Here is a 13372-nt window from a genome sequence, read left to right as displayed (position 1 = left end):
TGAAAGTTATAGCAACAATCAAATTTTCGCTACAAGGACCAAGCTTTTCCACCGGTGAGTTCCTGCACCTCTCCGCAACCTATATATTCTCCTGGAACCGGAAGGTATGCCAATACTTCTTCGCCGACATATTCAGAGGTTTTATAGCCCCAAATGGCCAATCCTCTTAGGTTATTTGCAAAGGCATATCTAGAAACACCATCCTCTAGGCTGGTTTCTTTCCCTTCGGCCATTGCTTCATTATAAGCGTTGATTTTATCCATGTATAGTACTTGGTCATCTTGGGTCACTTTTAAGGCCGACGCCAAAACAGGTTCCATGTTTTCTGCAGTAAGGTCTTCTATTTTTTCGATAGAACTATCTGCCAAGGCCTTGGCCATGAATTTTGACATCGACATTTTTAGAAAATCTTGTTGCTCTTTTTCCATGACTTCTTTTGCAAAACGGTCAATAAATATGTCCACTTGCACCTCTGAGGCAGAAGGGGTATCCGTTTTAGGCAAGATAATATCTACCAATTTTGTAAGAACTGCGCCTTGGTCTTTTGTAAAAAACTCTGGCGTCCATGTGATAGCGGGTTCCGTTTTGCAACCTTGAACCAAACTGATTAGCGTAGGAGTGGCCACGGTATAACCTAAGGCCAAACCCATATTTTTAAGTGCTTTTCTTCTATTCATTATATGTTTCCTTTTTTAAGTTGATTTACGGCATGGTCGGCAGCTCTTGCCGTAAACGCCATGTAGGTTAATGATGGGTTTACGCAACTGGCCGATGTCATAAAAGAACCATCGGTTACATACACGTTAGGTACATCATGTAGTGCGTTGTTCCCGTTCAATACAGAAGTCTTGCGGTCCCGGCCCATGCGCGCAGTTCCCATTTCATGTATGCCTAGGCCTAAAGCTCCAGGATTGTCGTAGGGTGTAACATCTCTAAGTCCGGCAGCCTCAAGCATAGCTACGGCAGATTCTTTCATGTCCTCTCGCATTTTCCATTCATTTTCTTTAAACTCAGCATCGAACGTAGCGGTGGGTAGCCCCCATTGGTCTAATTTATCATAATCTAACGTGAAACGATTTTCTTGATAAGGAAGTACCTCGCCAAAACCACCAATACCAAATTGCCAACCTCCTGGTTTTAGGATAGCGTCCTTTAAATTCTTACCATGTGATAATTCAGCTACCGTATCTTCCCAATTTCCCCTAGATGCACCACCTTGGTACCCAAAACCTCTTATGTAGTCTCTTTTATCTGAATCCGTTCCAAGGTTTCTAAACCTTGGAATGTATACACCATTAGGTTTTCTTCCTTTATAGTATTTATCTTCAAAACCATCAAACTTACCAGAAGCACCAACACCTAAATGGTGGTCCATGATATTGCGTCCCAGTTGGTCCGAGTCGTTGCCCATTCCGTTAGGGAAACGGTCAGATTTTGACTGCATTAGTATTGATGTAGAGGCAATTGCCGAAGCACAAAGGAAGATTACCTTGGCCTTAAATTCGTAGGTTTCTTTGGTTACACGATCAATGACCTTTACTCCAGTTGCTTTTTTTGTATCCGCATCATATATAACTTCACTTACAATCGAGTCGGGTCTTAAGGTAAGATTTCCGGTACGTTCCGCTGCGGGGAGCGTAGAGGAAAGGCTACTGAAATATGCGCCAAAAGGGCAACCTCGTATACATCTATTTCTAAACTGGCATTTGCTTCTACCATCAAATTTTTTGTCTCCCGTAAGGTGTGCTACGCGACCTGCAGTAACTACACGGCCGTCAAAATTATCCGCTACTTTTTCCCTAAAATGTTGTTCCAGACAATTAAGTTCCATCATTGGTAATAAATCACCATCCGGATGTTGTGGTATTCCTAAGTTTTCGCCACTTACTCCAATATATGACTCCACTTTGTCATACCAAGGGGCAATATCCTTGTACCGTACAGGCCAATCTACCGCTATACCATCCTTTTTGTTGGCTTCAAAATCCATTTCGTTCCATCGGTAGCTATGTCTGCCCCATTGCAACGATCTTCCGCCTACATGGTATCCACGCATCCAATCAAAACGCTTGGTTTCGTTATAGGGATGTTCCAAGTCGTTTACAAACCACATGCTGCTAGCTTGTTTAGTGGTATATCCTGTTCTACTCTGTTTTGGCTGTTTCTCTAATATTTCTTTGGTAATGTCCCCACCATTGGAAAAATCCCAAGGGTCTTTATTGGCCGTTTCATAATCTTCGATATGCGTTACCATCCTGCCCCGCTCAAGGACTAAGGTCTTTAATCCTTTTTCGCATAATTCTTTTGCGGCCCAGCCTCCGCTAATTCCCGTTCCTACCACAATGGCGTCATAGGATTCCTGTTCTTCGTTGTAATAAAATTTACTCATAGGGATTGTTTATTTCCTAAATTTATTAAATATAAAATTAATTCAATACATTTAAAGCTTATTCTTAATGAACATCGTTTGTAAATTACAAATATGTTTTTTCATAATCTTCAAGTGAATCGTTGATCAAAGGATGTATATTAAACCAATAAATAATGAAATTTTTTTACGTATGAGAACAATCTTTTCTTTTAAAAAATCAGTTACATTTTGCGCCGCATTCGTCTTTTTTGCAACTTATTCTTGCAAGGAAGCGAATGAAAACAAGGATGAAAAATCGGAAGAAATTACATTAGAGGCGAATAAGGAACCCTTTTTTGACCTTTCATTGGCACAATGGTCAATGCATAAAATGATCCGTAATGATAGTGTAGACCCATATTCATTTGCTCAAAAATCCAAGGAATGGGGCTTTACGGGGTTGGAATATGTGAGTCAACTCTATAATCCTGAGTTGTCGGATGCCAATTACTCAGAAGAAGCCATGGCCGCTTTCGTTTCTAAGAGCAATGCAGAGGCGAAAAAGCATGGGATGAAGAATGTACTTATTATGATAGACGGTCAGGGTAACCTTGCCGCCGATGATGAAGCAGAGCGTAACGAAACCGTAGAAAAACATAAAAAATGGGTAGATGCCGCAGCAGCAATGGGCTGCCATGCCATTAGAGTAAATCTTAACGGAAGTTCTGACCCAGAAGTTTGGAAAAAGAATTCTGTAGACGGCCTTACCAAGTTAGGTACGTATGCCAAGACTAAAAATATCAATGTTTTGGTCGAGAATCACGGAGGATTATCTTCCAACGGTGCCTTACATGCCGAGGTTATGGAAATGACTAATATGGACAATGTGGGTACCCTACCGGATTTCGGTAATTTTTGTATTACAAGAAAACCGGATAGTTGGGAATGTGCCGTGGAGTACGATAAGTATAAAGGAGTAAAGGAACTAATGCCTTATGCCATGGCGGTTAGTGCAAAGAGCAATAACTTTGATGATCAGGGTTACGATACCGGAATAGATTATATGAAAATGGTACAAATGGTAAAGGATGCCGGATATACCGGATTTATTGGTGTGGAGTACGAAGGCAGCGAGTTAAGCGAAGAAGAAGGTATCATAGCTACTCGTGATTTACTGCTAAAGGCGAACGAAGAAATTAAATAACCAAAAAGCCACAGTGTTATGAAGCCTTTTTTTAATGAGTTGTTCGATTATAATTTTTATTGTAATAAGAAGATTATTGAGCACTGTGCCGGTTTGGATAAAACCTTGGACAAGTCAGAGGAGTTATTTAGTCACTTATTGAACGCCCATCATATTTGGAATGCAAGAATTGTAGGTAAAGTACCTGATTTAAAGGTGTGGCAAAGACATCCTTTAAAGGATTGGGAGGATATTCATTATGAGAACCAACGAACCTCTTTTGAAATCTGTACGAATGCCGAGGATTTTGAAAAACGTATAGATTATGATAATTCTGAAGGACGTTTGTTTACCAACACCCTTCAGGATATGCTTTTTCATATTATTAACCATTCTACCAACCATCGTGGACAAATAGCGACGGATTTTAGAAATAATGGCATCGCCCCTATTGTTCTGGATTATGTGAATTATAAACGATAAAACACTTTTATGAGCGTTGGAATTCGGATACAGCTATGTATAATGATGTTCTTGGAGTTTTTTATTTGGGGCGGGTGGTTCGTGACCCTTGGTACTTTTTTGGGCAATAACATTAATGCAACTGATGGTGAAATAGCACTTGCTTTTTCTACACAATCATGGGGAGCAATTTTGGCTCCTTTTATTATCGGTATTATTGCCGATAGGTATTTTAACGCCGAAAAAATATTAGGAATCCTACATTTGGGTGGTGCCTTGTTATTGTATTTAATGTACGGCTCCGATAATTTTGACGTGTTCTACCCTTATGTTCTTGGTTATATGATTTTGTATATGCCTACACTGGCTTTGGTGAATTCTGTTTCTTTCAATCAAATGAAAAATCCGGCAAAGGAGTTTTCCTTGGTACGGGTTTTTGGAACTTTGGGTTGGGTCATAGCTGGGCTACTGATTAGTTACTTGTTTAGTTGGGATTCTGAATCTGGCATACAAGAAGGTTTACTCAAAAATACGTTTTTGATGACGGCAATTGCATCTGTCATACTTGGGGTTTTCAGTTTTAGCCTGCCAAAAACACCACCAAAGGCGGCAGCCAGTAACCAGAATCCAAGTATAAAAGAACTCATGGGTTTAGATGCGTTGGAACTGTTTAAGGATCGGAATTTTTTGATATTCTTTATCTCTTCTATTTTAATCTGTATTCCTCTGGCTTTTTACTACCAAAACGCTAATCCTTTTTTAGTAGAGATAGGGATGGAGAACCCTACAGGTAAAATGACCTTAGGGCAAATTTCCGAGATACTTTTTATGCTCTTGCTTCCTTATTTCTTTACTAAATTTGGCTTTAAGAAAACCATTTTGGTAGCAATGCTGGCATGGGTAGTCCGCTATGTGTTATTTGCTTATGGAGATGTAGGTGAGCTCGGTTTTATGCTCATCATAGGTATCGCACTACATGGTATCTGTTATGATTTTTTCTTTGTTTCCGGGCAAATTTATACGGATAGCAAAGCTGGAGAAAAATATAAGAGTTCGGCACAGGGTTTAATTACATTGGCCACCTACGGCATTGGTATGTTGATAGGTTTTTGGATAGCTGGTAAAATATCCGATAGCTATCTTTTAAGCGATGGTTCTCATATTTGGGAGACCATTTGGTTGTATCCGGCCGGCTTTGCCTTATTTGTGATGGTTGTTTTTGCCCTGTTTTTCAAACCAGAAAAAATCGACTACAAATCTTAATTTTTTAGATACATCGAAAGTCTTTAAATTTATTACTTGCCTGTTATTATGAAATCCATGTGCTAGTAATGTAAGATTATGTTTAGCAAATAATTTATACTAATTTTAATACGATTACAAGATGCCAAAGAAAATACGATTAGGAATTTTAGGAGGAGGAGGAGATTCCCTCATTGGAGTTTTACACAGGGTAGCTTCCCATATAAATGATAATTATCAAATTACCGGTGCGGTATTTAATATAGATTTTGAAGCGAATAAAGCATTCGCCGCGGAGATAGACGTGCCGTTAAACCGTATCTATAAGGATTTTGAAACGTTTATCGCCGAAGAAATGAAACTTCCAAAAGAAGAGCGTATTCAGGTATGTTCCGTGCTTACACCTAACTTTTTGCATTTTCCAATGGCCAAAAAGTTATTGGACAATGGTTTTCATGTCATCTGCGAAAAGCCAATGACCACCACTTTGGAGGAAGCTAAAATACTACAGCAGGCCCATGAGGAAGCGGGTACTGTTTTTGCCCTGACCCATACGTACACGGGCTATCCTATGGTGCGTCAAATGCGTGAAATGATTAAGGCGGGAGCGCTTGGTAAAATCCACAAGGTAGATGCAAGATATTATCAAGGATGGATAAATACCATTATCCATGATAAAGACATGCGGAACTCCGTTTGGCGACTAGACCCTAAAAAAGCGGGAATCAGTTCTTGTATGGGCGATATTGGCGTTCATGCGTTTAACATGGTAGAATATACCACTGGCTTAAAAGTGAAGTCCTTGTTATGTGATTTCAATTATCTTTACGAGGACAACCAAATGGATGTAGATGGAACGGTACTTATACGTATGGGAGATCATGTAAAGGGAGTTATCCGAGGAAGTCAAGTAGCAACTGGTGAGGAAAACGGACTTGCCATTGCAATTTATGGCGAAAAAGGAGCATTTAGATGGGAACAGGAAAAGCCAAATTTCCTCTACAAAATGAGCGATACGGAGCCCACGCAAGTCTACAAACCCGGACACGCCTATAACTCTGAACTGTCTTTGGATGGCACTAAATTGCCTGCCGGCCACCCAGAAGGTATTTTTGATTCTATGGCAAATATTTACTTAGGAGCAGCACGTGCCATACGCGGTGAGAAATATAACGATGGTGAATTCCCTACCATGACGGACGGTGTTCGTGGCATGGATTTTATTGAGGCTACCGTGAAGTCCCATAAAGATGGGAATACTTGGGTTGCTTTGGAAGAATAAGGGTAAACATCATCAATATAAAAAGGGCCGAAAAACAATGTTTTTCGGCCCTTTTTTCATTTATGGACTATAACTGTTCCCTTTCCAAAGCAGTCCTGTTTTCGGAACCTGTCTAATTTTTAACAACATCCAGTTTCTGGAGCGCAGGTATTTGAGATTTCTGAAAGGGTCACTTTTGGCTTTTCTAGCGTTGTGCCCGGTTTTTCTGCATAAACGGTAATGCTGAAAATTCCTATTGCTTTTTGGTTAAAGGTTTTTACTTCCTCTTGTGAAAGGTATTTGCTTAGGATATCATCTGGAATAACAATAGGTTTTTCTTTTTGGATTTTTAGATTCTTAAAACCATGATTTTTCATCAATTGTAGATAATCTTTTTTCTGAATAGCACCTGCAACACAACCAGCGTACATTTCGGCATCATCTTTTAAAGCTTTTGGCAGGTCACCGATTAAAACGATATCGGAAATACTAAAGTGACCGCCAGGTTTTAATACCCTATAAATTTCTCCGATCACCTTTTGTTTGTTGGGAACAAGGTTTAATACACAATTGCTAACAATGACATCTGCAGTATCATTGCTAACGGGCATGGCATCAATATCACCTTCTCTGAACTCTACATTGTTATAGCCTAGTTTTTCTGCATTTATACGGGCCTTTTCGATCATGATGGGTGTAAAATCTATACCGATGACCTTACCCTCACTACCGGTTTCATGTCGTGCCACAAAGCAATCATTTCCTGCACCGGAGCCCAGGTCAATAACGGTATCACCTGTTTTAATTTGGGCGAATTGTGTAGGAAGTCCGCAGCCCAAGCCCAAATCGGCATCTTCAAGATAACCTTCGGTGTCCGAATAATCATCCATCATGATATTATACACTTTATTAGAAGGGGTGGTGGCACCACAACACGAGGCTGCATTTTCAGCTTTTCCCTGTTCCGCTATTTTAGCGTAACGTTCTTTAACTACCTGTTTTAGTTCTTGTTCGTTTTTCATGATATCTTATTTAGTACGATTAAAATAGTATTGTGTTTATAGGTTTAGCAACAGGATGTTTCTTTGGTAGTATCCAGTTGTATAAATGGCATCAGGACAACCTTCATTTTGGTCCAATTTTCTGGATGTATGCAATAGCAAACGCTTGTTCCTTCAATATTTCCTTTAATTAGCCCTAGCTGTTTCAGTTCTTTTAGGTGTTGGGAAATAGTAGGTTGTGCAAGTCCTATTTCGTTAACGAGGTCACCGCAAACGCAGGTATTTAACTCAAACAAATATTGTAAAATTGCTACCCGTGCCGGGTGCCCTAGGGCTTTTGCGAATAGCGATATTTCATTTTGCTGGTCTGTGAAAATTTCGGATTTCGTTACTCCCATGGCTCTTTTATTTGTTTATTGCAATATTACGATAAATAAGTATAGCGACAAAGCTATTGATAGGTATACCAGACTAGTTTTAAGAATGTAGAGGTGTTTGCTGAAGGTAAGTTGATTACAGATGTAAATTCATTATCGAACAAGACAATCATCACATAATAAATTGATCAATTTACTTTAGAACAAACTGTTTCTAGCTTTCATAATAAAAGGATACAACAGCGTTATGAAAACAATTCAGGAGTAAAAACAAATAGTATCTTCGTTTAGAATACCCGCTCAAAATCTTCAAAAACAATAATCATACTATCCCTTGGAACCCGTTCAAAAGCTTCTAGTTCCCTAGTGTAGTAGTCCCAATGTACGTTTTTCCAGTGAGCCAAGGATTTGTCGCCTTCACCTTCTAAAGCGGCGTGTGCTTCGGTAATATTAAAGTATGGGATAAGTTGCACTCCGGTTGTTCGTATGATACATTGTGCTTCCTCTGCCCAATTGGTGACAACTAAGAAGTCCCCAATTTTCGGGAGTGATTCTTTCCTGTATTGTAGTCCTAAAAGGGAATGTGAAGTTGCTTTTTTTATACCTTTTACCACCAAGTCGGCTAGTGCGTTGGCATCTTCTTCATTGTCTCCGAAAATGACTGTTTTTGGTGCTTCATGAAAGGCATGTTCTAAGTGTTTATCCAAATAATCTCCCCACATATTTCTAGCAGAAGCATTCTCCATATGGTGTATTGTTACAATTTCAATCTTAAAATATAGTGCAATATAAAGGAGTACCATAGGGTATGCCTTAAAATTCGGTATATGACGTCCTATTAAAGTTAAAATAAGCTTTTTTAAGCAAAGACTCCTTTCTTCAATTGTTCTGCGGCATGGTCTACCGCCCTTGCCGTAAACGCCATATAGGTTAAGGAAGGGTTTACACAGCTCGATGAACTCATAAACGCACCGTCCGTAACATATACATTAAGTACGGAATGCACTTGGTTATTTTTGTTCAATACAGAAGTTTTTGGATTACGCCCCATTCTGGCGCCGCCCATTTCGTGTATGCCTAGTCCAGGTCCAGAGGATTCTTCGTAGGGCTGTACATCTTTAAATCCGGCAGCTTCGAACATAGCAACGATTTCCGTTTTAATATCCTTTCTCATATTGTATTCGTTCTCCTTAAACTCTACATCGAACTCCAGTTGGGGTAGTCCCCACTTGTCCTTTTCCGTTTTACTAAGGAGAACTCTGTTGTCATCATAGGGTAAGAACTCTCCAAAACCCGTTACGCCAATTTGCCACGAGCCTGGTTTAAGAATTTCATCCTTTAGTGTTTTACCATAACCCATTTCAGCAATCGATTCCGACCAATCTTGCCTACTTGCCGTGCCTTGGTATCCAAAGCCTCTTAAATAACCTTCGCGTTTTGTTTTTTCGTCCAAGTTTACAAATCTTGGAATATAGAAACCGTTGGCCCTTCGGCCTTTGTAATATTTATCTAAATACCCATCTACTTTTGCGGTTGCACCTAATTTGTAGTGATGATCCATGATGCCGCGTCCCAAGGCATCCGAATCATTGCCCATTCCATTTGGAAAACGCTCGGATTTGGATTGTAACAAAATCCCCACAGATGCCATTGCCGAAGCACACAGGAAAATTACCTTCGCCTTAAATTCTATCTTTTCGTTAGTTTCTGAGTCTATGACGCGTACGCCCGTCGCTTGCTTGGTTTCATTATCGTACATGATTTCATGTACGATCGAGTTGGCCCTTAAAGTCATGTTACCGGTACGCTCCGCTGCGGGTAGGGTGACGGAATTACTGCTAAAATAACCTCCAAAAGGGCAGCCTCTAGAGCATCTGTTTCTATTTTGACAAACTCCGCGTCCCTCAAAGGAAGCATTCGGGTCGGTTATATGTGCTGCACGCCCTATTGTAATCAATCTACCATCATCAAATTTCTCAGCAGTTTTGGTTTTAAAATCTTCCTCTACACAATTAAGCGCCATTGGAGGTTGAAATTTACCATCAGGAAGTTGTTTTAATCCTAAATTTTGACCACTTACACCAATATATTCTTCGATTTTATCATACCAGGGAGAAATATCTTCATACCTAACGGGCCAATCTACGCCAATACCATCTTTTTTATTGGCTTCAAAATCAATATTGCTCCATCTGTAGCTTTGCCTGCCCCAAGTAAGGGAGCGTCCGCCTACTTGGTAACCTCGAATCCAATCAAATCGTTTTTTTTCTACATAAGGATGCTCTAGGTCGTTTACGAAGAAATGTTTATTGTCCGCTTTGGGGGCCCAATTTACTCTGGTCTGTACATGCTGTTGCTTCTTTTCTTGCACAGATAACTCCCCTTTTAATGGCATATCCCAAGGGTCATCGTTCATAGTTGGGTAATCTTCGATATGCTTTACCATCCTACCTCGTTCCAAAACCAATGTTTTAAGACCTTTTTCACATAGCTCTTTGGCAGCCCAACCACCGCTGATACCGGTGCCAACGACAATGGCATCATATTGTTCGTTTTGATTCATTCTAGATTTTTTGTGGATTTCTTATGGTATTTCCTATATTTATGTCCTAACATGGTGAGAACATGTAAAGTGAATTTTTAGTCCTAAATATAGGGTTAAATTCTTAAAATAATAGCAAACATATTAAGTTCAATTAACGCTTTAAAATGAAGACAATTAAAGGACCCGCTGTATTTTTAGCACAATTTGTAGATAGTAAGGCACCGTTTAATTCTTTGGACGGTATATGTAAATGGGCATCAGATTTGGGCTATAAGGGTATTCAAATACCTACATGGGAACACTTTTTAATCGATTTGGACAAAGCCGCCGAGAGTCAGACGTATTGTGATGAGCTAAAAGGGAAAGTAAATTCTTATGGACTTGAAATAACAGAACTGTCTACGCATTTGCAGGGACAGTTGGTTGCTGTAAATCCCGCTTATGATCTTATGTTCGATAGTTTTGCGCCAGAAGCGCTCAGAAACAACCCTAAGGCGAGAACGGAATGGGCTGTAGAAACTGTGAAGAAAGCAGCTACGGCAAGTAGACGCTTAGGTATTTCTGCGCATGCTACTTTTTCGGGCGCCTTGCTTTGGCATACGGCGCATCCTTGGCCGCAACGGCCTGCCGGATTGGTAGAAATGGGTTTTGAGGAATTGGCAAAAAGATGGCTCCCTATTTTAGATCACTTTGATAATGAAGGGGTAGATGTTTGTTATGAAATACATCCGGGAGAGGATCTTCATGATGGCGATACCTTTGAACGTTTTCTTAAGGCAACAGGCAACCATAAGCGTGTTAATATTTTATACGATCCTAGTCACTTTGTGTTACAGCAATTAGACTATATTGCTTACATAGACCATTACCATGAGTTTATAAAATCTTTTCATGTAAAGGATTCAGAGTTTAACCCAACAGGCAAAAAAGGCTCCTTTGGCGGCTATAATGATTGGGGAGATAGGGCCGGTCGGTATCGTTCCTTAGGTGATGGCCAAATAGATTTTAAAACTATTTTTTCTAAGTTGACGCAGTACGGCTGTAATGTTTGGGCGGTAATGGAATGGGAATGTTGCATTAAAAGTCCGGAGCAGGGTGCACGCGAAGGTGCCATTTTTATTCAAGACCATATTATTGAAGCTACAGAAAAGACCTTTGATGATTTTGCCGGGGCGGATATTGATAAGGATGTGTTGAAGAAAATATTGGGAATTTAATAACCGATATATTCCATAGCCTTGAGTAGAATAAAACAGAGAAGATATACTATTATTTTATACTGATTCACTATCAGTTTTTACAACGATAACCCTTTTATATAATCAATTAAAAACTCCGATTACTTTACACAGTGATCCAAAAACTAGAGTAATGAAAAAAACAATTATGTTAACGGCGGCAGTAGTGCTGGCATTTAGTTGCAAGGAAAATCCAAAGAACACATCTACGTCCGAAACAACTGAAATAGCGGAAGAAAAGACAGAGGCAGTTGCCCAAAATGAATGGACTAAATTATCTTTGGACCATTGGCAGGCCTTTAAAGGTGGGGAATTACCCAGTTTTTGGAAAGAAGAGAACGACGTCATCGTTTTTTATCCACCAACGGCAGAAGAGCGAAAAAAACCAGATGGCGGTCGCCAATCTTTTAATATTGTAACCAAGAAAGAGTATACCAATTTTGTACTTTCTTTAGAATGGAAAATGTCCGATACGGGTAATAGTGGCATTATGTGGGGAGTAAGCGAAGATGATAAATTTGGGGAACCCTATCAAACAGGATTAGAGATTCAGCTATTGGATAATGACAAGCATCCTGATGCAAAAAACGGACCTACACGCCAAGCTGGTGCGCTCTATGATTTAGTGCCTCCTCCAACGGATGTAACGAAACCGATTGGGGAATGGAATACGGCGGTAATTACCATTAATCATGAAACCAACGAAGGAACATCTGTACTAAACGGCGTAGAAGTAGCTAAATTTCCCGTTAATGGCGAAGCATTGCAAACCTTGCTAAAGGGTTCTAAGTTCGATGGATGGGAAGGATTTGGAACATACAAAACAGGTAAAATTGCATTACAGGACCACGGAGATGTTGTCTCTTTTCGTAATATTAAAATAAAGGAATTGTAGTATGAAAAATTTAATGCTTGTTGTTTTGGTATTAAGTATAGCTTCTTGTAACGAGGTGGTTAAACCAGAAGTATCCGACGATAAAGAAGTACCTACATCCAATGTAATTATACACGAGGAGTATAGTGGTGTAGAGCCAACCGAACCAGAGGGGACTGAGTTTTATGAACCCAAAGTACCTGTGGTAAAACCAGGTGTTAACGGTTCTGCTCCCAGTGATGCCCTTGTTTTGTTCGATGGCACTTCATTGGACGGATGGATACATACCCAAGATAGTACCGCTGCTCAATGGAACCTAAACGATGACGGCAGTATGACTGTAAAAGATAAAACGGGCAATATTCGGACCAAACAAAACTTTGGTGATGTACAATTGCATTTGGAATGGAGTTCTCCTGCCGAGGTGCAGCGAGATGGTCAAAACAGGGCTAATAGTGGGGTCTTTCTGAATGGACTTTATGAAGTACAGATTTTGGACAATAACGACAATCCCACTTATGTAAACGGACAAGTGGGCTCTATCTACAAGCAGCATACCCCACTGGCGATGGCATCTGTTCCCTCTGGAGAATGGAACACCTATGATATCATCTATCACTCACCGGAGTTTAATAATGCAGGAGAAAAGATAAAATCCGGCACCATGACCGTATTGCACAACGGAGTTTTGATTCAGGATGTTGCTGAATTAAAAGGGACGACACCCTACATTGGTTGGCCTAAAAATCCAGCACATGGAAAAGGTCCGTTAATGCTACAAGATCATCAGGATAATAGTAGGGTAAGCTATAGAAATATTTGGATACGAGAACTATAAG

Annotated in this window: 13 protein-coding genes; 7 read left to right on the top strand and 6 right to left on the bottom strand. The window is 39.9% G+C overall.

Annotated features, from left to right (window positions below; genetic code table 11):
• Nucleotides 1-29 precede the first annotated feature (29 nt).
• Nucleotides 30-677, bottom strand: coding sequence for a gluconate 2-dehydrogenase subunit 3 family protein (locus tag MS6x_RS09160; RefSeq protein WP_482606977.1), 648 nt, complete (start codon nt 675-677; stop codon nt 30-32).
• Nucleotides 677-2389, bottom strand: coding sequence for a GMC oxidoreductase (locus MS6x_RS09155; protein WP_482606976.1), 1713 nt, complete (start codon nt 2387-2389; stop codon nt 677-679). Before MS6x_RS09155 ends, MS6x_RS09160 begins: the two co-directional genes overlap by 1 nt.
• Nucleotides 2390-2561: 172 nt before the next feature.
• Here MS6x_RS09155 and MS6x_RS09150 point away from each other — a divergent pair, with 172 nt between their 5' ends.
• The 4 genes from MS6x_RS09150 to MS6x_RS09135 all read left to right on the top strand — a co-directional run bounded on the left by MS6x_RS09150 (nt 2562) and on the right by MS6x_RS09135 (nt 6519).
• A complete protein-coding gene (locus tag MS6x_RS09150; RefSeq protein WP_482606975.1) occupies nt 2562-3554 on the top strand; it encodes a sugar phosphate isomerase/epimerase family protein in 993 nt (330 codons plus the stop codon).
• 18 nt (nt 3555-3572) lie between these two features.
• Nucleotides 3573-4016: a DinB family protein gene (locus tag MS6x_RS09145; RefSeq protein WP_482606974.1), complete on the top strand. Its 444-nt coding sequence runs from the start codon at nt 3573-3575 to the stop codon at nt 4014-4016.
• A 9-nt stretch (nt 4017-4025) separates the two neighbouring features.
• Entirely contained in the window at nt 4026-5258 is a 1233-nt protein-coding gene (locus tag MS6x_RS09140; protein ID WP_482606973.1) for a nucleoside permease, read from the top strand.
• Between the two features lie 121 nt (nt 5259-5379).
• A complete protein-coding gene (locus tag MS6x_RS09135; protein ID WP_482606972.1) occupies nt 5380-6519 on the top strand; it encodes a Gfo/Idh/MocA family protein in 1140 nt (379 codons plus the stop codon).
• A 119-nt stretch (nt 6520-6638) separates the two neighbouring features.
• Here MS6x_RS09135 and MS6x_RS09130 read toward each other — a convergent pair whose 3' ends face one another.
• From MS6x_RS09130 to MS6x_RS09115, 4 genes are all read right to left on the bottom strand, one after another.
• Nucleotides 6639-7520, bottom strand: coding sequence for an arsenite methyltransferase (locus MS6x_RS09130; protein WP_482606971.1), 882 nt, complete (start codon nt 7518-7520; stop codon nt 6639-6641).
• A gap of 44 nt (nt 7521-7564) precedes the next feature.
• A complete protein-coding gene (locus tag MS6x_RS09125; RefSeq protein WP_482606970.1) occupies nt 7565-7897 on the bottom strand; it encodes an ArsR/SmtB family transcription factor in 333 nt (110 codons plus the stop codon).
• A 266-nt stretch (nt 7898-8163) separates the two neighbouring features.
• Nucleotides 8164-8679 carry an ASCH domain-containing protein gene (locus MS6x_RS09120; protein WP_482606969.1) on the bottom strand — a complete coding sequence of 172 codons (516 nt, stop codon included), beginning with the start codon at nt 8677-8679 and terminating at the stop codon, nt 8164-8166.
• Nucleotides 8680-8735: 56 nt separating this feature from the next.
• A complete protein-coding gene (locus MS6x_RS09115; protein ID WP_482606968.1) occupies nt 8736-10439 on the bottom strand; it encodes a GMC oxidoreductase in 1704 nt (567 codons plus the stop codon).
• Nucleotides 10440-10585: 146 nt separating this feature from the next.
• On the opposite strand from MS6x_RS09115, the gene MS6x_RS09110 reads away from it, so the two are divergent.
• From MS6x_RS09110 to MS6x_RS09100, 3 genes are all read left to right on the top strand, one after another.
• Nucleotides 10586-11638 carry a sugar phosphate isomerase/epimerase family protein gene (locus tag MS6x_RS09110; RefSeq protein WP_482606967.1) on the top strand — a complete coding sequence of 351 codons (1053 nt, stop codon included), beginning with the start codon at nt 10586-10588 and terminating at the stop codon, nt 11636-11638.
• 154 nt (nt 11639-11792) lie between these two features.
• Nucleotides 11793-12554: a 3-keto-disaccharide hydrolase gene (locus MS6x_RS09105; RefSeq protein ID WP_482606966.1), complete on the top strand. Its 762-nt coding sequence runs from the start codon at nt 11793-11795 to the stop codon at nt 12552-12554.
• Between the two features lies 1 nt (nt 12555).
• Entirely contained in the window at nt 12556-13371 is an 816-nt protein-coding gene (locus tag MS6x_RS09100; protein ID WP_482606965.1) for a 3-keto-disaccharide hydrolase, read from the top strand.
• Nucleotide 13372: the final 1 nt, after the last annotated feature.

This window comes from Maribacter sp. MS6 (genome assembly GCF_056839185.1).
This window is presented reverse-complemented; position numbering and strand designations above follow the sequence as displayed.

Excerpts from the sequence above, each read along its gene's own strand:
- MS6x_RS09160 (WP_482606977.1), bottom strand. The coding sequence starts at position 677 with ATGAATAGAAGAAAAGCACTTAAAAATATGGGTTTGGCCTTAGGTTAT.
- MS6x_RS09155 (WP_482606976.1), bottom strand. The coding sequence starts at position 2,389 with ATGAGTAAATTTTATTACAACGAAGAACAGGAATCCTATGACGCCATT.
- MS6x_RS09150 (WP_482606975.1), top strand. The coding sequence starts at position 2,562 with ATGAGAACAATCTTTTCTTTTAAAAAATCAGTTACATTTTGCGCCGCA.
- MS6x_RS09145 (WP_482606974.1), top strand. The coding sequence starts at position 3,573 with ATGAAGCCTTTTTTTAATGAGTTGTTCGATTATAATTTTTATTGTAAT.
- MS6x_RS09140 (WP_482606973.1), top strand. The coding sequence starts at position 4,026 with ATGAGCGTTGGAATTCGGATACAGCTATGTATAATGATGTTCTTGGAG.
- MS6x_RS09135 (WP_482606972.1), top strand. The coding sequence starts at position 5,380 with ATGCCAAAGAAAATACGATTAGGAATTTTAGGAGGAGGAGGAGATTCC.
- MS6x_RS09130 (WP_482606971.1), bottom strand. The coding sequence starts at position 7,520 with ATGAAAAACGAACAAGAACTAAAACAGGTAGTTAAAGAACGTTACGCT.
- MS6x_RS09125 (WP_482606970.1), bottom strand. The coding sequence starts at position 7,897 with ATGGGAGTAACGAAATCCGAAATTTTCACAGACCAGCAAAATGAAATA.
- MS6x_RS09120 (WP_482606969.1), bottom strand. The coding sequence starts at position 8,679 with ATGGTACTCCTTTATATTGCACTATATTTTAAGATTGAAATTGTAACA.
- MS6x_RS09115 (WP_482606968.1), bottom strand. The coding sequence starts at position 10,439 with ATGAATCAAAACGAACAATATGATGCCATTGTCGTTGGCACCGGTATC.
- MS6x_RS09110 (WP_482606967.1), top strand. The coding sequence starts at position 10,586 with ATGAAGACAATTAAAGGACCCGCTGTATTTTTAGCACAATTTGTAGAT.
- MS6x_RS09105 (WP_482606966.1), top strand. The coding sequence starts at position 11,793 with ATGAAAAAAACAATTATGTTAACGGCGGCAGTAGTGCTGGCATTTAGT.
- MS6x_RS09100 (WP_482606965.1), top strand. The coding sequence starts at position 12,556 with ATGAAAAATTTAATGCTTGTTGTTTTGGTATTAAGTATAGCTTCTTGT.